We start from the raw sequence: 24,891 nt of genomic DNA, 5'->3' as shown, positions 1-24,891 counted from the left end.
ATGGAGGTTGTGGATGACGTGGGGGACGACGGTGTTGGTGACAAGATCGAGCGGCTTCAGGGCCTGCGGGGTCGGCGGGCGCGGCTGGATGCCGAGGAACTGGCGCTGCTGGCCGATATTTCGGCGGCTGTGGGTGATGACCGCGGTGTGGCGGAGGAGTTGACGCCGGTGTTGCGGGTCTCGACGCGGGAGGTCGAACGCCGCATCGACGACGGTGCCTCGTTGGTGCGGCGGATGCCGCAGCTGCTCGACGCGATGCGGTCCGGTGAGCTCGAGGCGTACGGAGCGCGGCGGGTGTTGGCGGTGGTCGACCCGCTCGACGATGAGGCTGCCCGGAGCGTCGATGCTTTGTTGGCGGACAAGTTGGTGGATGCGCCGGAGACGGCGTGGCAGCCGGGGAACCTGGCCCAGCGGGTGCGACGGTTGGTGGAGAGGGTCGACCCGGGTGGGCAGGTTGAGCGTTCCCGCCGGGCGCGGGTGGAGCGGAAGCTGGAACTCGCCCCGGGTGAGCATGTGATGTCGTCGCTGGAGGTGAGCCTGCCGGCGGAGGTGGCGGCGGCGTGTTATTCGCGGGTGGATGGGATGGCGCGGTCGCTGCGCCGCGGTGGCGACCAGCGCACCCTCGACCAGTTGCGCGCGGACGTTACCGCCGACCTGCTGCTGGGACGCGATCCCGGGGTGACGCCGCTGGAGGCGGCGGCGATGGTGTCTCTGCATATTCCGGTGGATGCGGCCCTGGCGATCTCCGACGAGGGGTGTGAGCTGGACGGTTACGGGCCGGTCCCGGCTCCGATTGCCCGGGAGATCATGACCAACGAGCGCAGCATCTGGCGCGCGGTGTTGTGCGATCCCGGCACGGGCGAACCGGTCGATCTGGGGCGCAGGCGGCGGCGGCCGAGTGCGGTGATCCGCGAGCTGGTGCGGGTGCGGGACCGGGAATGCGTCATGCCCTGGTGCCACCGACCGGCCCGGCACTGCGACCACGACCACGAACACCCCTGGGCCACAACCGACGACGGCGGCGGTGGTGGTTCAACCTCGGTCGCCAACGGCGGGCCGCGCTGCCGACGGCACCACCGGCTGAAAGACCAGCCCGGCTGGAACACCCGCTACGACCCCGTCCACGGCAACACCCGCGTGACCACACCACACGGGGCGACCTACACCGCACACCGCCACCCCATCCTCACCCCGACACGCACTGCCCCGACACGCGACACCTCGGCGCGCTGCGCCGCGCGACACGACAGCCCGACACGTCGCGTACTGGGACGCGACGCCCCGGTACATCGCCAAGCCGTCGTAGCTGCACCGGCGCGAGACACCACCGACGCGGAACGGCAGAACGACGACAGCCCGCCGTTCTAGGTGGACCCGGCCACCGGGCTAGTTGCACCGAGGGGCTGGTTAGGAAGGCGTCAACCGAACACGAGCGCGAAGCGGACCTACAATCGGCTTCTTGGCCCTGCTTCGCTCGTCTGGATGGCCGAGGCTCTGGGCAAGGTTCCTGCAGTCGTGCAGGTAGCGGCAGATGCCGCCAGAAGCGAACCGAATCCGCGAAAGCGAGCCGGGCTGCTTCGGCGCCACCTGCCCTGGAGCCGGATCGCGGAGCTTGCGCGAAGACATCTCTAGAGCGGCGACCAGAGATCGCCCTCCTCAGGGTGAAATGTCTGCCGCGCCGCCACGTCGACGCGCCGCGTGAGCGGGCCCTTCACCGACGGCGGCGGGCGCGGAGCACGACGTCGTGGGTGTGGTGCGTGCCTTCGGGCGGGGCTGACGTGCGGGCGCGGGTCTCGTGGCACTCGACGTTCCAGTCGTCGTCGAGCAGCTCGGCGACCTGGTCGGGCTGGTAGTAGGCGTGCGGCTCGTGACTTTCGTCGACGCCTCTCGGGTCGTGGCCGACGAACAGCAGCGTCCCGCCCGGCGAGACGGCGTCGAGCAGGCTGCGGAGCGCACCGCGTCCCGATTCGGCGCCGCTTCCGGCGTCCCGGCGCAGCGGGAAGTAGTGCGCGGACACGAGGTCGAACGCTCGCGCTGGCGGGGGCATGGTCGTGGGGTCGCCGCGGACCCAGCTGATGCGCTCGCCGAGGCCGTGCTCGCGGGCGGTCCGAGCCGCTCGTTCCAGTGCCACGCGTGAGATGTCGATCGCGGTGACGTGCCAGCCGCGCTGCGCGAGCCACAACGCGTCGCCGCCTTCGCCGCAGCCGACGTCGAGCGCCTGCCCCGGCGGCAAGTCTGCGACGTCGGTGACGAGCACGCCGTTGGGGTTTCCGCTGAAGAGCTGCTCCTGTTCGCGGTAGCGCTCGTCCCAGAAGGCGGCGCCGCCGGTCTGCTGCTGAGTCATACCGCCACGGTGCGCTCGCCGACCGTGAACCGACAAACCCTCTTGCCGGATCCGCAACACCGTGACCGCGCGTGTTGACAACACCTGTTGCCGGAACTGCAATTTCGGGCATGGACGATGACTTCGACGCCGTGTTGACGGCCGTGGGACCGCGGTTGCGGAAGCTGCGCGCGGAGGCGGACCTGACGTTGAGCGCGCTGCACGAACTCACGGGCATCTCGGTGAGCACGCTGTCGCGCCTCGAATCGGGACAGCGCAAACCGGGGCTCGACCTGCTGCTGCCGCTGGCGAGGGCGTATGGGCGGGCGTTGGACGACCTGGTCGGAGCGCCGGAGGTCGGCGATCCGCGGGTGTATCCGCGGCCGATGCGCCGCGACGGCTTGACCGTCCTGCCGTTGACGCGCAGGCCGGGCGGGTTGCAGGCGTTCAAGCACATCCTGCCGGGTGAGCCGAACGACCGGACCCCGACGCCCCGGTCGCACGAGGGCTACCACTGGCTGTACGTCCTCAGCGGCAGGCTGCGCGTCATCCTCGGTGACCAGGACCTCGTGCTCACCGCGGGCGAGGTCGCCGAGTTCGACACCCATCTGCCCCACTGGTTCGGGAACGCCGACCAACGTCCTGCCGAGTTCCTCAGCATCCTCGGCCCGCAGGGCGAACGCTTCCACGTGCGTGCCAGCTACCGCCCCTAGTGCGCCGCGGTGCCCCGACCACTGTCCGACCACCGTCCGATGGTCGGTCCGCGGGTGTCAGCTGCCCGCGGTGGTCATCGTGCGGCCGGTCTCGAGCAGCGTCTTCAGGCTGGACAGGATCCACGGCCAGCCGCCTGCGCCCCGTTCCGCGTCGCCGCCGCCCGCCACGTCGCTCCCGGTCTCCGGGGCATCGGTCACGTCGTGCGTCAGGGTCACCCTGGTCAGACCGGACCCGCCCTGGACGACGTCGTAGGTGAGGCGCTGCGGCGGTTCGTCGGTGTGCCAGGCGGCCTGCCAGTCCAGTACGAGCCGGTGCGGCGCGTCGATCTCGACGACCGTGGCGGTCACTGCCACATCGCCCATGCCCATCTCCTTCATCGCGGGCGTCGTGTGGTGGACCATCCGCCCACCCGGCTGCGCCTCGAAGGTGACCTCGCCGCCGTAGCCGAACTTGTTCGTGTACTCGGAATCGGTGAGTGCTTGCCACACCTTCTCGGCCGGCGCATCGATGTAGACGGTATGGACCTGTGTGGTGCGGGTGTCGGTCATCGTGATGCCCTTCGGGTGTCGGCGGTGCCGTGAGGTCGGTGGGCGCGCGGAGATGTGGCTCGGTGTACTCGTCCATTCCCGAGTCGGCGGCGGTCACACCGGGATACCGCCACCGCAGAGCTCCGGAGCGGATTCCGCCGCGGGTGAACACGGGACCGTCGGGTACCCACGTGGCCTACGTTCGACTCCATGCCAGCTGTCACCACGCGCACTGTCGAATACCCCGCCGACGGCCTGACGATGGTCGGCCACCTCGCGCTCCCCGCCGGATCCGGACGTCGACCCGCGGTCCTGCTCGGCCCCGAAGGCCCTGGGGTGTCCGACGTCCAGCGCCGCAGGGCCGACGCCCTCGCCGAACTCGGATACGTGTCGCTGGCCTTCGACCTCCACGGCGGGCACTGGTTCACCGACCCGCACGAGATGTTGGCGCGGGTGAGTCCGCTGCTCGGCGACCAGGACCGACTGCGTGACATCGGCCAGGCGGCACTCGACGTGCTCCGCGGCGAACCACGGACCGACCCCGAGCGGATCGCCGCCGTCGGCTACGGCACCGGCGGTGCGGTCGCGTTGGAACTCGGCCGCGCAGGCGCCGACCTCCGCGCGATCGGCACGGTCAACGGCCTGGTCACGGGCAGGCCCGACGAAGCACGGAACATTCGGTGCCCCGTGTGGGCCGGGGTCGGCTCCGAGGATCCGATCATGGCACCGGAGCAGCGGGACGCGTTCGCCGCCGAGATGCAGGACGCGGGCGTCGACTGGCGCCTCGTGGTCTACGGCGGAGCGCTCCACGCGTTCCACCATCCGACGGTCGACCAGGAGGTGCTCCCCGGCGTCGGCCATCACCCGCTGCACGCCGAGCGGGCGTGGCGCGACGTCGTCGGCCTGCTCGCCGAATGCCTGCCCGTGTCGACGTGACTCCGGCTACGGCCGCGCGTCCGGCCGTGCCCGGCTACTGCTGGGCGAGGTCGGCGAAGCGGCTGTAGTGCAGCTGGTGGGCGACGGCGATCGTGCTCGTCGGACCGGCACGGTGCTTGGCCAGGATCAGGTCCGCCTCCCCCGCGCGTGGGTCGTCCTGCTCGAAGGCGTCCGGCCGGTGGATCAGCATGACGATGTCGGCGTCCTGTTCCAGCGAACCGGATTCACGCAGGTCCGACAGCATCGGACGCTTGTCGGTCCGCTGTTCCGGGCCACGGTTCAGCTGGCTGATCGCCACGACCGGCACTTCGAGTTCCTTCGCCAGCAGCTTCAGCTGCCGAGAGAACTCCGACACCTCCTGCTGCCGCGATTCGACGCGCTTGCCCGACGTCATCAGCTGCATGTAGTCGACGACGACGAGCTGCAGGTCGTTGCGCTGCTTGAGGCGGCGGGCCTTCGCGCGGATCTCCATCATCGTCAGGTTCGGCGAGTCGTCCACGAACAGCGGCGCCTCGCTGATCTCGCTCATGCGCCGCGCCAGCCGCGTCCAGTCGTCGTCGGACATGCGGCCACCGCGCATGTCGGCCAGTCGGATGCGTGCTTCGGCTGACAGCATGCGCATGACGATCTCGGTGCGGCTCATCTCCAGCGAGAAGATCGCGCTGGTCATGCCGTGTTTGATCGAGCACGACCTGGCGAAGTCCAGGCCCAGGGTCGAATTGTGTGTCGGGACCATGGAGCGTCCGGCGAGATACAGGTGGTCCCCCGCGCTGACCTCGACGCACCGCACGGGCACGCTGGTCACGGGGCGGACCTCCACGACGTACCGCGGGGTCGGCCGCGGGCTGCGCCCGGTGAGCCGTTCCTTGTGCACCAGGTGTTTGCGCTGCAACCAGAAAACGCGGTCATGGGTCGTGAACGTGAGCGTGTGCGCCACCGACGTCGCTCCGGTTCGTCCACGCACCTGCTTGGTGGTCCGGGAACACCGGTAGCCGAGGCCGACGACCAACTCGTACACGCCGTCCGCGAGACGTTCGTCGGTGACGGAGAACTGGACACCGCCCGAGGCCGTCACGGTGCCGTCGGTGTCGAGGAGCCCCGCCAGCAGCGCTCGTCGTTGTTCCTCCGAAGCGCGGAGGTAGTCGACCGGAATGTGCTTGTCGCCCAGCACGCCGAGAGTCCGCAACACCGCTTGCACGGTCCCGTGGTGATCGCGGCATTCCTGACACAGTCGGAAACCCGAGGACGGCTTCCCGCAGTCGGGACACGAGGGGGCCGGAACGGGTTCGGAGACGAAGCGCGCCTTTCCACCGCACGACTGGCCGCAGGTCCTGACCTCACTGGTCCGCGGTAGGAACGCCGCGCCACAGACGACGCAGGACCGGAATTCCGTCGGTTCGGGTTCCGGGAAGCGCAACGTGTACGCGTACTTGCCGGTCCTGGGGACGAACAGCCCTGCCTCGGCTTCGAGGTAGGTGATGATCTCCGGGTCGGCGGTGGTGAACCGGGCGGCTGCGGCGTGGCCGTCGCCGAGCCAGGCACCGAGCGCGTAGGGGTGCAGTGGGAGGACGCGTTCGGGAAGATCCAGCGGCTGCGCGAGCTGTACGGAGTGGTTGACGCGGCTGTCGGCGGTGCCACACCGGACCGTGGCGGCGAGCTGCTCGGTGGTGCGGACCTCGGCGCGGGCGTTTCCCCGCCGGGATGCGCGCGTGTCGGTCAGCCACTGGTGCTCGGCGTCCGCGACGATCACGGTTCCGTCGGAGAACTCCACCTCGTAGCACGGGCGGCCGTGCATGACGTCGGTCGCGGCCACGACGGTCGTGGGCCGCCCATCCGAGCCGATCAGCTGGTCACCCGGTTGCACCTCGCCCATCGTGGTCCACCCGGACGGAGTGGCCAGCTGCGTGTCGAGCGCGAGCGCCTTACCCACACCCGGCCGGGCCGCGACGATGACCATCTGACCGGGGTGCAGCCCGTTCGTCACGTCGTCGAGGTCGGTGAAGCCGGTGGGAATGCCCTGCGCGTCACCGCCGCGGGAGGCGATGGCGTCGATCTCGTCCATCGTCGGCTGGAGCAGTTCCTCAAGCGCGACGTAGTCCTCGCTGGTGCGGCGCTCGGTGACCTCGTAGATCGCGGCCTGGGCGCGGTCGACCACCTCGTTGATGTCGTTACCGTCGCCGCCGCTGTTGTCGGCACCGTAGCCGTACTGCACGATCCGCGTGCCCGCCTCGACGAGCCGTCGCAGGACCGCCTTCTCCGCGACGATCTGTGCGTAGTACCCGGCGTTCGCGGCCGTGGGCACGGTCGCGATGAGCGTGTGCAGGTACGGCGCTCCGCCGACCCGGCTCAGCTCACTGCGGCGCTCCAGCTCCGCCGACACCGTGATCGGGTCGGCGGGTTCACCGCGGCCGTACAGGTCGAGGATGCAGTCGTACACCGCCTGGTGCGCGGGCCGGTAGAAGTCGCCGGGCCGCAGCACCTCGACGACGTCGGCGATCGCATCCTTCGACAGCAGCATGCCGCCGAGCACGGACTGCTCCGCGGCGACGTCCTGGGGCGGCTGGCGGTCGAACGTGCCGTGCTCGCCGCCGCTCGTCGTGGGACCGCGGTCGTCGGTGATCGCCACCGGTTCGCGCACCTCCTTCGTCGTCGTTCGAGCATCCGCTGTTGTGGATGTCGTGGCTCTCGTGGCTGTCTCGGTGGTCGTGGTTGCCGTGGCTGTCGATCGGCCGTGTGCGCCGTTCGAGTCTCCACGGTGCCGGGTGCCCTCGTGCGGGGTGTCCGGCGGGCACGGCCACCGCCCGGCCGGGCCTGCGTACGCCTGGACATCGAACGGAAGTTCGAATCATACCGTAGTCCGGCCGCCGGACGGCACTGTCGGAGCGCCGCCGGGGTCGCTGCCTCACACGCGCAGACGGGCGCGCGAGAAGCACGCTAGATCGCTCGGACGGCGCATTGCAATTGGGCCTGGGGACCGGTGTGCGTCCCGCTGTGCATTGCCTGTGGATGAGTGGGCTGAACCAGTCACAACGTGCCGTCGGCCTGTGTACAAGGTGGGGAAACCATCGCCCGTCCGAGGGAAAGCCCCTGGTCAATCCTTGTGGGCAGGTTGTGGATAAGTTTGTGGTCACACTCTCGGCGTGTCGGCGGAAACCGCTCCTTCGGCGTGTCGCGAGAGTCCGGGAGCGTTGCGGGCTGTGGATATCGCCGGTGCCGGTGTGATCACGGCGAGTGCTGTGGGCGGGTTGTCCAGCGGCCGAACGAGCGGGCACTCACTGTCACCGTTCATCACGCACCGTCGAGAGGGCAGCGGAGGCCGGGGGCAGCCTGTCAGTCGGCCAGCGTGCGCTGCGCCTCACGCAGGCGCGATCGCAGCAGCTCCGGCGTCGCGGGCGCGGCGGCGAGCATCGGCTCACCCGTGCCCGGGGTCTCCTCGATCAGCCAACGGCCCTCGGCGGTGTCGAGGTAGGTGATCGGCTTCTCCGCGCGCTGGCGTTGTCCGGACCGGTTCCGTGCCGCCACGTACAACTGCCCACCACCGGTGCGTTCGAGCCCCATGATGCGCTTGAACTCGTTCAGCTCCCGCTGGGCCGCGTCCGGCACCTCGGACCGCATCAGCGAGTCCTCGCTCAGCGACTCGCCCTTCCGGCCCTCCACCTTGGCCTTCGGCACCGAGAGTGCGTGCGCGTTCGCGGGCGATTGCTGTGGCAACTGCAGCAGGAACGCGTCCACCAGCTCCCGCGCCGGGACGCTGGCCAGTACCACCACTCCGGCGGCCTCGTTGTTGACCAGCGTGAACGCCTCACCGCGGCCGCTGCCCGCCAGCACGGACAGGTCGACGGGCGCGCCGTCGTGCAGGCCGCTGATCCAGCCGTAGTACTCCAGCTCGGGGTGACCGATGGCCTCGACGGTTGCAAGCAGGTCCGGGTGCACCCCGTTCTCGTTCGCCAGGCCGACGCGCGCGAGCTCGGCATGGATCTCGGCGTCGATTTGCTGCAGCGCCTCGCGGCTGTACCACGTCGCGCCCTTCTCGAGAGTCGCGTGTGGTTCGGTTCCCGTCCGCTGGAGCAGGCGGACGAGGGTGCGGGTACGGAGAATCTCCTGGTGCTCGAGCACGGCGCTGCCTCTTCGGGGTGCACGGCCCGCGGACCGGAGTCCGGCCGCGGCATCGGGCCAGGGGTTGAGTCGAGTGGAACCGGGTGGGCCAGACATCGGGCCGCTGCCGAGAAGCTACGTGGCAGCGGCCCGATCGGGTGAGCCGTAATGGTATATCCGACCCGTCTGGGTGGTATGTCCTATTCGCCGATCACGGGCGGAGCGGTCTTCTGATCGGTGCCGAACAGCTTGTTGCCGTCCTCGTCGATCATGAACTTGCGCTCGTGTTCCTCGTCGTCGTCACCTTGCTGGCCACGTCCACCGGCGCCCATCGGCATCATGCCGCCGCGACCTCCCGCCGCGCCCGCGGCGCCCGCGGCACCGGCTCCGGAGCCCATGGCGCCACCGCCCATGCCCATCGCACCGCCACGGCCGGCCGCGCCGCCCGCGCCCGCGCTGCCCGCACCGGCGCCGCCTGCACCGGCCGCGCCGCCTGCACCCGAGCCGTAACCGGAACCCGAGCCGTAACCCGAACCGGCACCGCTGCCGCCCGGACCGAATCCGACGGCACCGGGACCGTAAGCGCTGGTGCCGCCCGGACCGAAGTTGCTGCTACCGGGGCCGAAGTTGCTCGCGCCAGGGCCGGGCGTGCCGGGTGCGTACGGGCCACCGAACTGCCCGTTGGGAAAGCCCGTGTCGAAGCCCGATGAACTGGTGCTGTCGTCCTCGGGCAGGCGACCCGGAATCGACGGATCCCAGGAGTCACCAGGACCGGGGGTCCCCGGCGGGTAACCGGGCCCCGGAGTGCCGGGACCGGGTGTGCCGGGCGGGTAGCCGGGCCCGGGGTTGCCCGGACCGGGCGTGCCGGGACCGGGCGTACCGGGACCGGGAGCGCCGGGACCGGGCGTGCCAGGGCCGGGGTATTGACCACCGCCGCTACCACCGCCGCTACCGCTGCCGCCTCCGGTGCCGTAGCCGCCGGCACCTCCACTGCCACCGCTGCCGTCGGCAGACCCGCCGCCGTTGTGGATGAAGTCCTTGGCGATACCGCCCTCGGCGACACCCGACTCGGCCAGTGACACGTCTCCGAACGAGCCCTGCATCTCGCTGAACTGCGGCATCGAATTGGCGTTGTGCGTGCTCTCGCTGTTGTACGCCTCGAACGCCGCGACATTGCGTTTGGCGTTCTCGTTGTACTGCTGGATCTCGCGGTCCGTGTCGGTCTCCCACGGGGCCACGTCGTTCCAGAAGCCGCTCTCCGGCGGATTGTTCGGCAGCGGCTGAACCGTCGTGCGGACCTTCTCGAACGCGCTCGACTGGTTGTTCAGGACGGCGCCGCTCTTGGCGAGGTTCGCGTTGGAATCCTCCATCCAGACCTTCAGCGGCTCGGCGCCCATCCGGGCGCTGGAGCCGCCTTCACCGGTCCAGGCGGCGTCCATCTTCTTGTCGAGCTGCTCGATCTGCGCCACGCGCTGCTGGTAGCGGCTCTGCAGCACCTCGGTCGCGGACCGACCGTCGTGCAGCGAGGCAGTGCCGGGACCGCCCGTGATGGCTTGGTAAATCTGGTATGCGTCGATGCAGCCGGACGAGCTGACCTGCTGTTGACCGTCCTGGCTGTTCGCCACCGAGTCGGCGATGTAGCCGCCCGCACCGGCGGCGATCGGAACGAGAACTGGCAGCACCATCTCAGGCTCCCTTGGTCGCGATGTGGTTCTGACGGGGCGCGGCGGAGGGCGGTTCCATCTGCGTCACGCGTCCCCTCGAAGGTTGTGAATCATGTCGCCGGCGAGTACCTCGGCGACCTCGCATCCCTGCGGATAGTCTTCGCTCGCCTCGGTGACCTGGGCCATCAGCGACACCACGTACTCGTCGGTGAGCCCGACCTGCAGGTCGCAGAAGCCGTTGTCGCGGTCGTCGCGGTGGGTCTGCGTGACCACCGCCGGGTGGCCTTCGACCTCGGTCGGCTCGAACACCGCGAGGCTGTCGGCCCTGGCGTAGACGTCGTCCAGACCATTCGCGAAATCCTGCACCGCGACGAACCGGACCCGGCTGCCCGAACCGTCGGCGTAGCGGTAGATGCAGGTCGGCGAACCGTCGGACATCGGTTCGGACTCGCCCTGCTCCAGGTTGCGTTCCTGCGTCTGCGAGCTCGACAGCGCCGCGCACGGATCCTGTTCGAGGGCGGCGACGTCGACCGGATCGCTCACTGGCGGTGCCTGTCCGCTCGAGTCGTCGGCAGGAGACGACGGGCCCGGCTCACTCGCCGACGAGGCAGGCGCCGACGGGTCGCCCCCGCCGGTCGCCTCTCCTTCGGTCGGGGAACCGCAGGCCGACAGCACCAGGCCGGCAACCGCCGCGGCGAGCACCGCACCCGCGGGGCGGCGTCTCATCCAAGCACCCCGCCGGCCTTGCCCGCGTCCTCGGCGGCCTGCGTGTCGGCGGCCTCGGTGACGCCCTTGGCCTTCTTCAATGCCTCGATGTACTGCTCGGTGTGCTTGAGCATGCTCATGGTCTGCTGCAGCAGCGCCTGTCCCGCAGGGTTGGCCGAGCCGACGAACGTGTTGCTCGCCGGTTCGTTGCCCGGTGCCTGCACGCCCGCGATCCGGTTGGCCTCGTCGACGTCGTTCTGCAGGTCGTCGCGCAGTTGCTCCCACTGCGACAACACCGCGTCGATCTCCTCAGGGCTGAAGGAGTAGCCACCGCCGGCCGCCGAGCTCGCCGCCTGCTTGGCGAACTCGCCCAAGCTCGCCGTGTTCTTGGTCATGTGGACCATCGGCGTCGGCATCTTCGACAACATGCCCCCGCCGCCGCCGGCGATCTGCGCTTCCACCTGCTGCCCCTTCCTCTCGTCCCCCGTCGCGGTTCGACACCGCCTGTCCGCAAGCTTTACGCCCCCGGTCGAGGGCGTCAACCGTGTCGAAAGTAGGACGATCCTGGCAGCGGAAAGGTTTCCTTCGCGTCCGGAAATCTTCGCCCGCGACGGGAACCGGCCTCCGGCGCTGGGCGTCTGCCGGGCGATTCACGCACTGTTCACCCAGGACTGTTCACCCGCGTGGGTCGGCCGTGGGTCGGGGCACCCAACGACGAATGGCGGGCCCTCCGTGTCGGAGGACCCGCCATTCGCGTGTGAGCTCAGGACTTACTTGGGCTGCACATCCAGCTTCACGTCCGCCTTCACATCGGGGTGGAGACGGGCCGTCACCGCGTGCTTGCCGACGGTCTTGATGTGACCGTCGACGTGGATGACCCGCTTGTCGAGCAGCGGGCCGCCCGCGGCCTTGATCGCACCGACGATGTCGGCCGTGGTGACCGAACCGAACAGCTTCTTCGAACCCTCGGACGCCTTCGCCGCGACCGCGATGTGGCCCATACCCTCGAGCTGCGTCTTCAGCTCCTTGGCGTGGTCGAGGTCGCGGACCCGGCGGGCCTCCTGGGCACGGCGGATGGTGCGGATGTTCTTCTCCGCGCCCTTCGAGGACGGGATCGCGTAGCCGCGCGGCAGCAGGTAGTTGCGCGCGTAACCGTCCTTCACCTCGACGATGTCGCCGGGGCCGCCGAGGTGGTCGACGTCGGTCGTCAGGATGATCTTCGCCATGACTGACTCCCTTCTCAGCGCGCGGTCGACGTGTAGGGCAGCAGCGCCATCTCGCGCGAGTTCTTCACCGCGATGGCGACGTCGCGCTGGTGCTGGCTGCAGTTACCGGTGACTCGACGGGCACGGATCTTGCCGCGGTCGGAGATGTACTTCCGCAGCAGGTTGGTGTCCTTGTAGTCGATGGCCTCGGGGTGGCCCTGCTTGATGGCCTTGCAGAAGACGCAGACCTTCTTCTTCGGCTTACGAACCGGTGGCTTAGCCACTGTGTACTCCTGGGGAACTTAGTGCGTGGTTGCTGATGTCGGGACTGGCGAGCGCGGTCTCAGAACGGCGGCTCGTCGGAGAAGCCGCCACCGCCGCCGGCGGGAGGCGCGCTGCCCCACGGGTCGTCGGCGGGAGCACCGGAACCGGAGGCCGCGGGCGCCGCAGCACCTCCGCCACCGAAACCGCCGCCGCCACCGCCGCGGCTGACCTTGTTGACCTTGGCCGTCGCGTACCGCAGAGACGGGCCGATCTCGTCGACCTCGAGCTCGACGACGGTCCGCTTCTCGCCTTCCTTGGTCTCGAACGACCGCTGCTTGAGCCGGCCCTGCACGATGACCCGAGCGCCTCGCGTGAGCGTCTCGGCGACGTTCTCCGCGGCCTGGCGCCAGATGTTGCAGCGCAGGAACAGCGCTTCGCCGTCCTTCCACTCACCGCTCTGCCGGTCGAACTGGCGCGGGGTGGAGGCGACGGTGAAGTTCGCAACGGCGGCACCGGACGGCGTGAACCGGAGTTCCGGGTCCGCGGTCAGGTTGCCGACCACCGTGATGATGGTGTCTCCGGCCATGGCTGCCGCCTCAGGCCTTCGCGGCGATCTTCGCGGCGCGCTTGGCTCCGCGCACTTCCTGGCGGCGGACCACCTTGGTGCGCAGCACGGTCTCCTGCAGCGACAGCTGCCGGTCGAGCTCCTTGACGTCGTCGGGCTCGGAGATCAGCTCGAGCACCGCGTAGATGCCCTCGGCGTTCTTGTTGATCTCGTACGAGAGCCTGCGACGACCCCAGATGTCGACCTTCTCCACGCTGCCACCCGCGTTGCGGATGACCTTGAGGAAGTTTTCCAGGGTGGGTGCGACCGTCCGCTCGTCGAGCGACGGGTCGAGGATGACCATTACCTCGTAATGGCGTGACACAACCACTCACCTCCTATGGGCTCGGGCGGCCACGGACGATCCGTGGCAGGAGGGCAATGTCGAACCGACAGTCTATCCGCCGGGGCCGACGAGACCTGTTCCGGGGCCGGTCATCGCACCGGAACGGCCACGTCAGCCACCGCCGCGCGTCCCCGGGGGAGGCAGGCGGATGCCCCGAAGGGCTCCTTCGGGACGCAACCGGAAGCCGGTGGGGTCAGGCGGCCTTGCGGAGAACCCAGGTGCGGACGAGTGCCGCGGTGACGCCCGCGAGGGCGACCACGGCGAGCAACATCGGCAGCTGCACCTGGTTCGGGGCCGCGTCGTCGGCGGCGAGCGCGTCGGCGTTGCCCGCGTTGCGCACGTCGCCTCCGCCGGTTTTGCCGCCCTCACCGATGCCGCCGTCGCTCAGCACGCCGTACTCGGGCGAATCCGGGGCACCGGGGACCCCGTCCTGCGGCGAGTACCGCATGTCCGGGGGTACGGCGCTGCCCTGCGTCGGTGCGGAGGCCTCGGGGATGTCGCTGTAGTCGCGCGGGGCCGCGTAGGCATCGCCGCTGCCCTGCGGGCCGTCCGGCGTGACAGGAACGCCGCGCTGCTGGCCACCGGGCTGCGACGGCTGCTGCTGGTGCTCACCGGAGGAGCCGCCGCCCTGCTGCGGGTTCGAGCCCTGGTTCGGCGACTGCGGCCGCGAGCTCGTGGGCTTCGAGTAGTTCGTGGCCTCCACCGGCATCCCGCAGACGCCGCCGACCTTGTTCTTGATCGACTCGAGGACGCGCTCCTTCGTACTGGGCATGACGCCGAGCGCCCAGTGGCCGTCGAGTGCCTCGCCCACGGCCGCGGCGATGGGTTCGCCGCCGATGGCGCCCGTGGCCTTGTTCGGCACGGTGCCGACCTCGAGCTTGTGCTTCGAGATCTCCTCGGCCAGCTTCTTCGGCCACGTCGCCTGCAGCATCTGGGTCTTCGCCTCTTCGGCACCGGTACGGACCGGGCCCTTGACCGCGGCGCCGTCGACCACCACCTTCGCGCCGATCGGGGCCGCGGCCGTCGAGGTGCACGAGTCGACGATCGTCTGTGTCTCGGCGGCTGCGGCCGGCGCGGACAGTGCGGTCAGGCCTGCGGCGACCACCGTGGCGGCGGCCGTACCCAGCGCGCGGGTCAAAGCGGTCTTGGTACGCACTTCGAGCGGTATCCCTTTCCGAACGGCGTTGCCCGGCCTGGACCTGAAGCCTGCGGCGTCGGCACAGCGAGGCGTTATCAAGGTAAACGACCGGGTGGGCGGACGGATACGGGCCGGTAACCACTCACCGTCGCCGAATCGTCGTGGTGCCGACCACGGTCCGGTGACAAGCTCGCCGCGCGTCGTCACCGGACCGTGCGAGGCCGGACCGTGGGTGGTGGCCTGCAGTGGCGGTGCGGGCCCGCACCGTGTGCCGGGACGACGTGCCCGGACGCTGCCGGGCCGCGACGACGTTGCCGGGTCAGGCGCTCGCGCGCTGGATGACCCAGGTGCGGACCAGACCCGCGCTGACACCCGCGAGTGCGAGCACCGCCAGCAGCATCGGGATCGACGGCCCGCGTTCGTCCTCGGGTGCGGCCGAGGGCAGTGACGAGGCGTCGCCGGCCGTGCGCAGGTCGGTGTTCTCCTGGCCCTGTCCCGTCGCCCTGCCGTCGGGTTCGGGTGCGGTGTCCTGGGCGTTCCCGCCCGCGCCGGTTGCCGGGCCGCCGGGGTCGCCGGCACTGCCCAGTACGCCGAACTCGGGGTTGTAGCCGGGGATCTGACCGCCGTAGCGCAGGCCGGGCGCGGCGTCGAACATCGCCCCGCGGGCCACCGGGATCCCGGCGTACCGGAGCTCGGGCGACATCGCCGCGGGTGCCGCCAGCGCCGAGGCGCCGCCGGAACCCCCGGAGCCCGACCCCGACCCGTTTCCTTCCACGACCGGGCTGTTCGGTTCGCGGGTACCCGTGCCGCCTTCGTCGCCGCCGGATCCGTTGCCGGCTCCGTGGTCGGATCCGTTGCCGGCACCCGAGCCGGAGTCCGGGCCGCCACCGCCATCCTCACCGGGTTCCGGTTCCGACGGTTCGCCGGAGTCGTCACCGGGACCGGGCACGACGGAGTCGCGTCCGCCGAGCGTGTCGGTGGCCTTCTTGGCGTTGCGGGTGACGTCGCCGACGGCGTCGTTCACCCCGTCGGCGACCGGTTCTCCGGCACCGGGAACGGGTCGCACCGCCGTGTCGACCACGTTGACCGTCACCTTGCAGACGCCGCTCAGCAGCGAGCCGACCGTGTCCGTGACGACGCCGAGGTCGAGCGGTACGCCGAGCGCGGTGATGCCCTGGATCCGGTCGCCGGGGGCGGCCGTCACGGTGTCGCCGCAGCGGACCTGTTTGGTCTCGGCCACGGCCGTGGCGGGAGCCGCGAGTCCCGCGGTCGCCGCGAGCATCAAGCCGGCTGTTGCCACGGCGGCCGGTTTCGCCACCGCCGAGGTCACCCTCGTCTTGGTGGGTCCGTCCGCGCGGGTGGGCCCGACGTCGTCGTGGGCGCGGCCGTCGGCCTCACTGCCGGGTGTGCGCATCGGGGGGCCTCCCAGGTCGGCTCACTGGGAACAACGAACCACACGGGGAGGCGTGACGGATGCCCTCCGATCAGGCGTTCTTCCGCGCGATCCACGCCCTGCTCAGGCCGGCGACGACCAGCAACAGCGCACCCACCGACAGCACGAGCGGCGTGCGGTCGGTCTCGGAGGCCTGCGGCAACGCCCTGGCCGTGCCGGACTTGCGCGCGGTGTTCTCCTGCTCGCCGGGCTTGCTACCGCGGTTCGGCGCCTCCATGCCGGGACCGATGGGAGCCTTCGGCACGGTGATGTCCGCCGACGGCGGCAGCGCGACGGGGCTGAGTGGCTCGACGAGCGCACCCTGGTCGGCGGGCGGCACGGCAGGCGCGTCCGGAGCGGGCGGGACGTCGGCTTCGGGGACGTCCTCGCCCTCTCCGGGAGCAGGGCGCTCTGGGGCCGGCGAGGGGTCGGGTTCGGGCTGCGGATCGCCGGGCTGCGGCGGGTCGGCCGGTTCCTCGGGGGCGGGCTCGTCGGGCGTGAGGCCGTCGGTGACGTCGCGGGTCGTCGCCCCGAGTGTGTTGACGGTGCTCTGCGCGGTGTCGCACACCTGGCCGAGCGAGTCGACCACGACGCCGGTCTCGCTCAGGCCCGTGCCTGCGAGGGTCTCCTTCAGCGGCAGTGACACCAGCGTGTCCTCGGCTTCGGAGCCGGTGCCGATTCCCGCGAGGCCCTCGGCGCCCGCCGCGGCACCCGCGTCGACGGTCAGCGGCTCGCCGTCGTCGCCCTTGACCGTCGCGTCGCACTCGCCCTCGATGACCTTCGGCGTCGTGTCCTCGCGTTCGGCGTCCCGTGCGGTGCTGTCACCGGTTTCGCTGTCACCGGTCGCGGAGTCGTCGGTCGCGGACTCGTTGGGTGCGGACTCGCCGGTGGTCGTGTCCTCCGTGGCGCTGTCGGTGGCCGTGCCGTCGACAGCCGTGCTTTCGATACCCCCGGTCTCGATACCGCTGTCCTGTGCCTGCGCCACTCCGCCGATGCCGAACGCGGCGATACCGGCCGCCGCCGTCACGACGCCCGTGCGCACGACGCTCTTCCGCGCCGTCTTCCGCACGTTCCTCACGAGCCCCACCCTCGTTTCACTGCCTTGCCGTTCGATGCCCGGCCTTCTGAGCACTGCCTTCCGGGCGGTGCCGTTAGACCGCCGCCCTTTCGACCGCCGCCCGCTCGACCACTGCCGCTCGACCGCCGCCGTCCGGGCACTGCCGCTGCCGCCTCGGCGACGGTCGGTCGCCGCCTTCGGTTCCGTCACTCTGCGGTCGCACCGAGTGATCGGTGTCGTCAGGAGTGAAGGTACTCGATGAGTGTCGTGGGTGGTCGATACCCTCGGGCGATGGAGCTCGCTACGCGTGTCGGCGCGCACGTCCCCGACGACGATCCGTTGACCACAGCGGGTGAGGTCGGGGCGGACGCCGTCCAGTTCTTCCTAGCGGATCCACAGGGCTGGAAGAAGCCGCAGCCGCATCCGCACGCCGAGGAGCTGGTCGCGAGCGACGTCGAGGTGTTCATCCACTCGCCGTACGTGCTGAACGTGGCCTCGCTGAACAACCGCATCCGCATCCCGTCGCGCAAGGGCGTGACGCAGCACGTGGAGGCGGCGGCCACGGTCGGCGCGCGGGGACTGGTCGTGCACGGCGGGCACGTCCGCAAGGGCGAGGACCCGGCAGAGGGCATCGCGAACTGGCGGAAGCTGTTCGAACGACTCTCGCTCGACGTGCCGATCCTCATCGAGAACACGGCGGGCGGCGACGGCGCCATGGCGCGAGACCTGGACATGCTGGCGCGGCTGTGGGACGCGGTCGGTGAGTTCGGCGCGGGGTTCTGCCTCGACACGTGCCACGCGCACGCGGCGGGTTGGGACCTGGCCACGGTCGTCGACGACGTCATGGCGATCACCGGGCGGATCGACCTGGTGCACCTGAACAACTCGCGCGACGAGGCCGGTTCGCAGCGCGACCGCCACGCGAACGTCGTCGGCGAGGAAGGCACGATCGACCCCGAGGTGCTGCGGGCCGTGGCGCTGGCCGCGCAGGCACCGGTGATCGTGGAGACTCCACCCGATGGCCAGCGAGACGACATCGGATACCTCCGCGGCTGACGGTCCGCCCGGCGATCCAGGGCGCGGAACGGCCGCCGGGTCGGGCCCGTCGCCGTCGACCCGTGCCGCCGCCGCGGCGGCCATCCTGCTGTGCGGCATCACGCTGGCGTTCGGACTGCTGAACAAGCACCGCTGCACCGGGCCATCGTTCGACGAGAACGGTCGCAGCACGCCCAACTACGCCGAGCGCAACTACCACGACGCGTGCTACTCGGACATCCAGTTCCTCTGGCTGGGCAGGGACGTCGACAACCACGTCTTGCCGTACGTCCACGGCGACATCACGCCGGACGGCAGGCTCGTCGGCGGCACACTGGAGTATCCGGTGCTGACCGGCATGTTGATCTGGGCGGGGGCCGCCTTCGCCGACACCGACGCCGAGTTCCTGCTCGGCTCCGCCGTGCTGTTGGCGCCGTTCGGACTGCTCACCGCGTGGCTGCTGGGCAGGCTCGCCGGGTGGCGTGCGCTGCTGTGGGCGCTCGGTCCACCGCTGGTGCTGTACGCGTTCCACAACTGGGATCTGCCGGTGGTCGCGGCGGCGGTGGCGGCCTTCTTCGTGCTGCAGAGCCCGCGCGGTTCGCTGCGCAGCCGCGCGGGGTGGGCGGCCGTGCTGCTCGGTGTCGGGGCGGTGTTGAAGCTGTATCCCGCGTTGTTCGTGGTGCCGCTCGCGCTGTATGTCTATGTCGAGAGCAGGCGCGGCGCCGGTGACGACCGGGATGTCGGCAGAAGCCGGGCCGTGCTGGAGGCGCTGCGGGTGCCGCTGCTGGCCGGCGGGGTCGTGGCAGCCGTGAATCTGCCGTTCGTGCTGGCCGGGTTCGACGGCTGGTGGGCCTCCATCGAGTTCCAGGGGCAGCGGCAGGCCGACGGCACGTCGAACTCGATCTGGTACTGGGGTGTGCGGCACCTGTTCTCGGGTGACGTGGCGTTCCAGCAGTTCACCGACGTCGTGTCGCCGTTGGCGGTGCTCACTGCACTGGCGCTGGCGTGCGGCGTCGGCTGGGACCGCGCCCTGCGGGAGGGGAGCTTCCCGCTGCTGCAGGTGTGCGCTGCGGCGCTGTGCGGGTTCCTGCTGTTGCACAAGGTCCACTCTCCGCAGTACACGCTGTGGCTGTTGCCGATGTTCGTGCTGCTGCGTGTGCGCTGGGGCTGGATCGCGGGCTATCTGGCCGCGGACGTGGCGCTGGGCGTCGGCGTCTTCCGCTGGTACGGCGACTTCGAACAGTCCGTCGCGGACGGTTTCGCGGCGCAGGCGGTCGTCATCGGGGTGTGGGGCAGGGCGGCGCTGCTGGCCGGGCTGTTCGTGGCGTTCCTGACCTCCCGCGCGGTCACCGACCGCACGCCGGCCGGTCCGCTCTCCCCCGGCTACCGCCCGTTCCACGTCGATTCCGGGGCGGACTCCCCGTTCGACGTCCCACCCCGCGACGTGCTGGGCGAGGCAGTTGCCGACTCCGCAGCGGACTCCGCCGCGGGCCTGCGCCGCAGCAGCGACGACATACGTGGCAGGACGACGGCGTCCCGCGCCCCCGACAGCACCCCGCCCATCGGATCGTCGTCCCCGGAACCGGGCCCCGACGGGCAGCGCACCAGGTCCGACGACGGCCGGTAGATCTCCCGCACGATCAGTACGCAGAGCGCGACGACCATCAGGTCTCGCACCACGACCGAGGCCAGGAACCAGTCGTCCGGCAGGCCCTTGTCCTCGACGTCGACGTAGGACAGCATCCGCGGCGCCCACACGAGCGCGTCGACGAGCATCCAGCTCAGCAGCAGTCGCCAGCGCGGGATCGCGAGCACCGCGAGCGGCACCAGCCACAACGAGTACTGCGGACTCCACACCTTGTTGGTCAGCAGGAACACGGCCACGACGAGGAAACACAGCTGTGCCAGCCGCGGCCGACGGGGCGCGGTCAGGGCCACGTACGCCACGCCGATACAGCCCAGCAGGAACAGCACGGCGCTGACGGTGTTGAGCACGCTCGGTGTCTGGCCCGCTCCGAGCGGCCCGTCGAACCCGGCCCACCCCGTGAAGTACGAGATCACGTTGTAGATCGAGTCCGGATCCATGGGACGTTCGGTGTTGAGGCGGAAGAACTCGCGCCAGCCCTCGGTGAACGCGGCCAGGAACGGCAGGTTCACCACCAGCCAGGTGCCCCCGGTGGCCAAGGTCGTCTTGAGCCAGTCGCCGGTTCTGCCCGCCCGGATGCACAACACGAGCAGTGGACCGAGCAGCAGCAGCGGATACAGCTTCGCCGCGGCGCCGAGCCCGAGGAGCACCCCCGCGACCACGGGTCTGTGCCGGGCCCAGGCGAGCAGCCCGCACATGGCCAGTGCGACGGCGAGCGTGTCGAAGTTCGTGAACGCGTGCACGACGACCAGCGGTGAGATCGCCACGAGCGCCGCGTCCCACGGTCTGCGCCGGGCGATGCGCGCCGTGGCCCAGATCGTCGTCAACCACGCGGCCGCGAGCAGCAACGCCGTGATGTTGAAATACACCGCCACCGGCAGCGCCCCGGGCAGCAGACCCCTGTCGGCCACCCCCACCCAGCCGTGCGTGAGCTTCGCGTTGACCCACTGGAACAGGCCGGTCAGCACCGGGTACTCCATGTAGCGGCGCTGGAACTCGCCCTCGGAGACCTCTTCGCTCCAGTGGGTGGCGTACGGGAAGGTGTCCGACTGGTCGAGACGTTCGGCGGTGTACAGCGGGACGATGTCGGAATAGCACATCGCCACGTACTGGCGGTTCGACTGCCAGTCCAGCTGCAGGTTTCCCGCGGCGTCCTCGTACTGCTGGATGCAGGCGGCCTTGCCGAACCACGACAGCATCAGCGCGATCACGCCGAGCAGCAGCCCTACCCGTAGCGGCGACCAGAACCAGTGCCTGCCGACGGCAGCGTGCTCGCCCAGCGGACCGCCGAGCGGCGTGGTGACCTTCGCGGCCACCGGGTCGGTGTGACTCGGGATCACCCGCTGTGACGGGTCCAGCGACGCCGTCTCCGGGGTTCCGGCCGGGTCGTCGAGCTGCCGGTCCGCCCGTTCACGCTCCGCGGGACCGGCCCCGGCGGGATCCGAGCCGGTTGATTCGGCGTCGGTGGATTCGGCCCCGGCGGATTCCGAGTCGATCGTGCCCGGCGGGTCCGGTTCGTCGCCGGAGCCGTTGTCCGTTCCGTCCGCCGAGCCGGCGTGCGACGAGGAAGAAGGCGTATCGCTGGGCACGCGTCGGATGTTACAAGCGGTAGCCGTGACGCTCCTGTAATGCGTCGCCCGCGATGCGTCCCCGACTCGGAGCGTCCTGACTCGGACGTGAGCCCTCAGGCTGGCTCGGAGGGCTCACGTCCGAGTCGTGCGATGGCGCATCAGCCGTCCGGCGGGCCGCCGCCGTTGCCGCCGCCGTTGCCGTTGGCGTTCTCCGGTTCGTCTGCACCGCCGAGCCAACCGCCACCATCGTCGTCCTCACTCTCGGTGGGCTCAGCCGGCGAACTGGGCTCGGACGGCCGTCCGTGCGACGGCGGTTCCGACGACTGGGGCGGCCGCGACGGCTTGCTGCTGGACTCCTGGCTGGTCGACTCCTCTGTGGGCGAGGGCTGCTCCGGCTCCTCCGGCGTGGCCGACGAGTCGTCAGTGACGGGCGCCTGCGCGGGCCCGAAGATCTCGTCGGAGGACAGGTCGCTGAATTCCTCCGGGTCGAGCGGCTCGAGGTAGCGAGTCATGAACTCTTCCCAGATGGAGCCCGGCAGACCGCTGCCGTAGATCGGGCTGCCGTTCGCGTCACTGATCGGTTCACCGCCACCGGTGCCGACCCACGTGGCCGCGGAGATCTGCGGCGAGTAACCGACCATCCACGCCTGCGAGTTCTCATCGGAGTCGACGTCACCCTGGTCGTACTGGTGCGTACCGGTCTTGCCGGCGCACGAGTGCTCACCAGGGCACGACAGGTCCGAACCGGGCAGCACGTCGAGCATCGACTCGGTGACGTTGCGCGAGATCTGCCGGTTCTTCTCCGGATCGGAGTCGAACGCCTGCTCGCCCTTCTTCGCCGCCGGCGTGGTCTCGTCGAACAGCACTTCACCGTCCGCCGTCTCCAGCTTGGCCACGAAGTGGGCGTCGCGCTGGATGCCGTCGGAGGCGAACGTCGCATAGGCGCCCGCCATGTCCGTCGGCGTGACCTGGGTCTGACCGCCGCCGATGGAGATGTTGCCGTCGAGGCTGGCCATCGTCGGCTTCTTACCGTGCTTCTCCGGGATACCCGCGGCCTTCGCGGCCTCCACCACCGCGCGCGGGCCGACGTCGTTGGTCACCATGTCGTAGAACACGGTGTTGATGGAGCGCTCCATCGCTTCGCGCACGGTGCACGGGTTGCACTCCACGCCGCTCGAGTTGCCGACCGTGACCGTGCCGAACTGCCGCGGCGAGCTGCCGTCGTAGGTCGAGTACAGGCCCTTCTCGCCCTTCTGCAGCAGAGCCGTGAAGTCGAACGGCTTGAACGACGACCCGGGGTTGCGCTGGACGTTGCCCCAGTCCACCTCGTCGACGCCCGCCTTGTTCGGACCGCCGTAGTAGGCACGCACCCCGCCGCTCTTCGGGTCGACGGCGACGAGTGCCTTGCGGAGCTCCTTCGGCTGGTCCTTCATCACCTCGTTGACCGACTCCTTGGCCGCCTTCTGGGCCCGTTTGTCGATCGTGGTGTAGATCTTGTAGCCGCCGGTCTGGATCTTTTCCTGGGAGTAGCCCTTCGCGGCGAGTTCGGCCATCACCCGGTTCTTGACGAACGCGTCCGCGCCCGTCAACGCTTCCGGCCTGGCCTTCTCGTCGGGGATCAGCTCCGGCGGCTGCGCCGCGGTCCGCTCCTGCTTGGACACCCAGTTGTTGGCGACCATCTGGTCCATCACGTAGGCCCAGCGCTGCTCCCGGACCTGTTCGTCCTCGACGCGGCCCGGCTGCTGGATCATGCCGGCCAGCAGCGCCGCCTCGGAGGCGTTCAGGTCCTTGGCGCTCTTGCCGTAGTAGGACTGCGCCGCCGTCTCGATGCCGTACGCACCGCGCCCGAAGTAGATCGTGTTCAGGTACGCGGTGACGATCTCGGCCTTGGACTGCTCGTTGTTCATCTTGAACGACTTGACGAGCTCGGTCCATTTCCGCGTGTACGAGTACTCGTCGTTCTCGGTCGCGACCTTGACGTACTGCTGGCTGATGGTCGAACCACCGCCGGCGCCACCCGTGGCCTGATTCCACACGGCGCGCAGGATGCCGGTGACGTCGAAACCCGAGTTGGTCTCGAACGTGGCGTCCTCGGCCGCGTACACGGCGTGCTTCACCGTGTCCGGAATGTCCTCCGGCTGCAGGATGACGCGCCTGCCCTCGGGCGGCGCCTCCTCGGCCATCTTCTCGCCACCGGCGTAGTAGTAGTTGACGACCTTGCCCTGCTGGGCGGCGACCTCCTCCGGGGTCGGCACGTCGACCATGAAGTACGTCACCACGAAGGCGATCGCGGGCAGCACGATGAACACGCCGACACAGGCGTAGATCGTGCGGCGGACCCGCCGCCAGCGGCGCTTCTTGCGCTGGGCCGGTGTCAGGAGCTTCTTCCCCTTGCGGTCGGTGGGCTCCTCGTCGTCGGGTCCGATGCCGCCCTCGGCGTGCGAGGCCGACGACGTCAGTGCGGTCTCGTCGGAGAAGCCGTCCTCGTCGTAGGCGCCGGTGAGCGGGTCGGCCCGGTAGGCCTCCTGGCCGTACGGGTCGGAGTAGTCACGCCTGCCGTAACCCTGGTGGGTGATCAGTCCCGGGTCGGGCTGTTCGGACGCGTGCGCGGCGGCGTATCCGCCTGCGGCCGCGCCCGCTGCACCGGCACCGGCCGCTCCCGCCGCCGCGGCGCCCGGGCGATGCTGGGTGCGTTCACCGGGGCGCCCTTCGGGACGGCGGTCGTCGGGCCTGCGCCGGTCGTCGGGCCTGCGCTGCTGGTCGGGGCGGCGCGTGCCGGCCTGGCGCTGCTGGTCGGGGCCCTGCTCCGGACGGCGCTGCTCCTCCGGACGGCGCTGGTCCTCCGGACCACGCTGCCCGCGACGGGTCTGGTCCGCGCCACCGGGCGGTGGCGCCTGCCTGCGCCGCGGATCCTGCTGCGGGTCCACCGGGCGGCCACCGGGGTCGCGGCCCGCCTCGGGGTGCTGCGGACGTCCCTGCCGGTCGGCCGGACGCTGCGATTCGGCCGGACGCTGTGGCTGCCGGGGTGGCCTGCCTTCGGGCGAGGCGTGTCTGCCGCCGTGGTCGCTCTCGGCGTCCGGCCAGGCGGGAGGCGGTTGCTGGCCCGGGTTGCGAGGCTGCCCCGGCTGCCCCGGCTGCTGCGGCGGCCTGCCGGCCTGCGGACCACCGCGGGGCTGCCGCGGCTGGTCGGGCTGCTGTGGCCTCCGGGGAGGCTGCTGGCCGGGGTCCTGCGGCGGGCGCTGGCCCCGCGGTGGCTGCTGCCCCTCCTGTGGCGGGCGCTGCTGCTGCGGCGGCCGCGCGGGGCGCTGCTGGGGGTGCTGCCCTGGTTGCTGGGGCTGCTGTTGCTGGGGCTGTTGCCGCCGGGGCTGATCGCCCTGCGGTGCCTGCCGCGGCCCGCGCGGAGGTCTCGGCGGTTCGTCCGCTCCGTCACCGGGCCATTGCGGAGCGTCACCGGCTTCGGGGTGCCGATGCCGGGGCTGGTGGCCCGGCTCCTGTTCCGGCCAGCCGTGATTTCCCTGGTCGTTCACTCAAGACCCTCCCAGATCGGCGCGTCGGGGAACGCCGTTCTGCGGACCCAACCCTCTCGTGTGAACGGCCGAGGGCACCTGGCCCCCGGCCGCGTGGTCGCGG

20 protein-coding genes are annotated in these 24,891 nt (G+C 70.5%); 4 read left to right on the top strand and 16 right to left on the bottom strand.

The window, feature by feature from the left end:
* Positions 1 to 9: 9 nt before the first annotated feature.
* Complete coding sequence (locus LY40_RS07450) at positions 10 to 1,368, top strand: DUF222 domain-containing protein (RefSeq protein WP_258936347.1); 1,359 nt, start codon at positions 10 to 12, stop codon at positions 1,366 to 1,368.
* Between the two features lie 343 nt (positions 1,369 to 1,711).
* Here LY40_RS07450 and LY40_RS07445 read toward each other — a convergent pair whose 3' ends face one another.
* Positions 1,712 to 2,344: a class I SAM-dependent methyltransferase gene (locus LY40_RS07445; RefSeq protein WP_258936346.1), complete on the bottom strand. Its 633-nt coding sequence runs from the start codon at positions 2,342 to 2,344 to the stop codon at positions 1,712 to 1,714.
* Between the two features lie 110 nt (positions 2,345 to 2,454).
* On the opposite strand from LY40_RS07445, the gene LY40_RS07440 reads away from it, so the two are divergent.
* Complete coding sequence (locus tag LY40_RS07440; RefSeq protein WP_258936345.1) at positions 2,455 to 3,036, top strand: helix-turn-helix domain-containing protein; 582 nt, start codon at positions 2,455 to 2,457, stop codon at positions 3,034 to 3,036.
* A gap of 57 nt (positions 3,037 to 3,093) precedes the next feature.
* Here LY40_RS07440 and LY40_RS07435 read toward each other — a convergent pair whose 3' ends face one another.
* Positions 3,094 to 3,585: an SRPBCC domain-containing protein gene (locus LY40_RS07435; RefSeq protein ID WP_258936344.1), complete on the bottom strand. Its 492-nt coding sequence runs from the start codon at positions 3,583 to 3,585 to the stop codon at positions 3,094 to 3,096.
* Positions 3,586 to 3,774: 189 nt separating this feature from the next.
* On the opposite strand from LY40_RS07435, the gene LY40_RS07430 reads away from it, so the two are divergent.
* Positions 3,775 to 4,500: a dienelactone hydrolase family protein gene (locus LY40_RS07430; RefSeq protein ID WP_258936343.1), complete on the top strand. Its 726-nt coding sequence runs from the start codon at positions 3,775 to 3,777 to the stop codon at positions 4,498 to 4,500.
* Between the two features lie 34 nt (positions 4,501 to 4,534).
* Here LY40_RS07430 and dnaB read toward each other — a convergent pair whose 3' ends face one another.
* The 12 genes from dnaB to LY40_RS07370 all read right to left on the bottom strand — a co-directional run bounded on the left by dnaB (position 4,535) and on the right by LY40_RS07370 (position 17,031).
* Positions 4,535 to 7,126, bottom strand: a complete 2,592-nt coding sequence (gene dnaB / locus LY40_RS07425) for a replicative DNA helicase (protein ID WP_258936342.1) — start codon at positions 7,124 to 7,126, stop codon at positions 4,535 to 4,537.
* A gap of 704 nt (positions 7,127 to 7,830) precedes the next feature.
* Positions 7,831 to 8,616, bottom strand: a complete 786-nt coding sequence (locus tag LY40_RS07420; protein WP_258936341.1) for an ESX secretion-associated protein EspG — start codon at positions 8,614 to 8,616, stop codon at positions 7,831 to 7,833.
* A 179-nt stretch (positions 8,617 to 8,795) separates the two neighbouring features.
* On the bottom strand, positions 8,796 to 10,280 hold the full coding sequence (locus LY40_RS07415; protein ID WP_258936340.1) for a PPE domain-containing protein: 1,485 nt from the start codon (positions 10,278 to 10,280) through the stop codon (positions 8,796 to 8,798).
* A gap of 63 nt (positions 10,281 to 10,343) precedes the next feature.
* Complete coding sequence (locus LY40_RS07410; RefSeq protein WP_258936339.1) at positions 10,344 to 10,985, bottom strand: DUF3558 domain-containing protein; 642 nt, start codon at positions 10,983 to 10,985, stop codon at positions 10,344 to 10,346.
* A complete protein-coding gene (locus LY40_RS07405; RefSeq protein ID WP_258936338.1) occupies positions 10,982 to 11,425 on the bottom strand; it encodes a hypothetical protein in 444 nt (147 codons plus the stop codon). Before LY40_RS07405 ends, LY40_RS07410 begins: the two co-directional genes overlap by 4 nt.
* 309 nt (positions 11,426 to 11,734) lie before the next feature.
* On the bottom strand, positions 11,735 to 12,190 hold the full coding sequence (gene rplI, locus LY40_RS07400; protein ID WP_183781132.1) for a 50S ribosomal protein L9: 456 nt from the start codon (positions 12,188 to 12,190) through the stop codon (positions 11,735 to 11,737).
* Between the two features lie 14 nt (positions 12,191 to 12,204).
* Positions 12,205 to 12,453, bottom strand: coding sequence for a 30S ribosomal protein S18 (gene rpsR, locus LY40_RS07395; protein WP_030530255.1), 249 nt, complete (start codon positions 12,451 to 12,453; stop codon positions 12,205 to 12,207).
* Positions 12,454 to 12,512: 59 nt separating this feature from the next.
* Complete coding sequence (locus LY40_RS07390) at positions 12,513 to 13,019, bottom strand: single-stranded DNA-binding protein (RefSeq protein WP_183781135.1); 507 nt, start codon at positions 13,017 to 13,019, stop codon at positions 12,513 to 12,515.
* A 10-nt stretch (positions 13,020 to 13,029) separates the two neighbouring features.
* Positions 13,030 to 13,362 carry a 30S ribosomal protein S6 gene (gene rpsF / locus LY40_RS07385; protein ID WP_183781138.1) on the bottom strand — a complete coding sequence of 111 codons (333 nt, stop codon included), beginning with the start codon at positions 13,360 to 13,362 and terminating at the stop codon, positions 13,030 to 13,032.
* 214 nt (positions 13,363 to 13,576) lie between these two features.
* Complete coding sequence (locus LY40_RS07380) at positions 13,577 to 14,521, bottom strand: hypothetical protein (protein ID WP_183781141.1); 945 nt, start codon at positions 14,519 to 14,521, stop codon at positions 13,577 to 13,579.
* A gap of 319 nt (positions 14,522 to 14,840) precedes the next feature.
* Positions 14,841 to 15,935, bottom strand: a complete 1,095-nt coding sequence (locus tag LY40_RS07375) for a hypothetical protein (RefSeq protein ID WP_258936337.1) — start codon at positions 15,933 to 15,935, stop codon at positions 14,841 to 14,843.
* Between the two features lie 70 nt (positions 15,936 to 16,005).
* Positions 16,006 to 17,031, bottom strand: a complete 1,026-nt coding sequence (locus tag LY40_RS07370) for a hypothetical protein (protein ID WP_258936336.1) — start codon at positions 17,029 to 17,031, stop codon at positions 16,006 to 16,008.
* 270 nt (positions 17,032 to 17,301) lie between these two features.
* On the opposite strand from LY40_RS07370, the gene LY40_RS07365 reads away from it, so the two are divergent.
* Complete coding sequence (locus LY40_RS07365; RefSeq protein WP_258936335.1) at positions 17,302 to 18,066, top strand: deoxyribonuclease IV; 765 nt, start codon at positions 17,302 to 17,304, stop codon at positions 18,064 to 18,066.
* A gap of 1,362 nt (positions 18,067 to 19,428) precedes the next feature.
* Here LY40_RS07365 and LY40_RS07360 read toward each other — a convergent pair.
* Positions 19,429 to 21,048 (bottom strand): glycosyltransferase family 87 protein, encoded by a 1,620-nt coding sequence (locus LY40_RS07360; RefSeq protein WP_258936738.1) that lies wholly within the window; start codon positions 21,046 to 21,048, stop codon positions 19,429 to 19,431.
* A gap of 371 nt (positions 21,049 to 21,419) precedes the next feature.
* Entirely contained in the window at positions 21,420 to 24,788 is a 3,369-nt protein-coding gene (locus LY40_RS26355) for a transglycosylase domain-containing protein (RefSeq protein ID WP_258936334.1), read from the bottom strand.
* Positions 24,789 to 24,891 lie beyond the last annotated feature (103 nt).

The organism is Prauserella salsuginis (assembly GCF_024648885.1).
In the GTDB taxonomy this organism is placed as follows: Bacteria; Actinomycetota; Actinomycetes; order Mycobacteriales; family Pseudonocardiaceae; genus Prauserella; species Prauserella salsuginis.
The sequence above is the reverse complement of the archived record's forward strand: the minus strand, read 5'-3'. Positions and strand labels throughout refer to the sequence as shown.

Excerpts from the sequence above, each read along its gene's own strand:
- LY40_RS07410 (WP_258936339.1), bottom strand. The coding sequence starts at position 10,985 with ATGAGACGCCGCCCCGCGGGTGCGGTGCTCGCCGCGGCGGTTGCCGGC.
- LY40_RS07430 (WP_258936343.1), top strand. The coding sequence starts at position 3,775 with ATGCCAGCTGTCACCACGCGCACTGTCGAATACCCCGCCGACGGCCTG.
- LY40_RS07390 (WP_183781135.1), bottom strand. The coding sequence starts at position 13,019 with ATGGCCGGAGACACCATCATCACGGTGGTCGGCAACCTGACCGCGGAC.
- LY40_RS07445 (WP_258936346.1), bottom strand. The coding sequence starts at position 2,344 with ATGACTCAGCAGCAGACCGGCGGCGCCGCCTTCTGGGACGAGCGCTAC.
- LY40_RS07375 (WP_258936337.1), bottom strand. The coding sequence starts at position 15,935 with ATGCGCACACCCGGCAGTGAGGCCGACGGCCGCGCCCACGACGACGTC.
- rplI (WP_183781132.1), bottom strand. The coding sequence starts at position 12,190 with ATGGCGAAGATCATCCTGACGACCGACGTCGACCACCTCGGCGGCCCC.
- LY40_RS07435 (WP_258936344.1), bottom strand. The coding sequence starts at position 3,585 with ATGACCGACACCCGCACCACACAGGTCCATACCGTCTACATCGATGCG.
- LY40_RS07440 (WP_258936345.1), top strand. The coding sequence starts at position 2,455 with ATGGACGATGACTTCGACGCCGTGTTGACGGCCGTGGGACCGCGGTTG.
- LY40_RS07415 (WP_258936340.1), bottom strand. The coding sequence starts at position 10,280 with ATGGTGCTGCCAGTTCTCGTTCCGATCGCCGCCGGTGCGGGCGGCTAC.
- LY40_RS07365 (WP_258936335.1), top strand. The coding sequence starts at position 17,302 with ATGGAGCTCGCTACGCGTGTCGGCGCGCACGTCCCCGACGACGATCCG.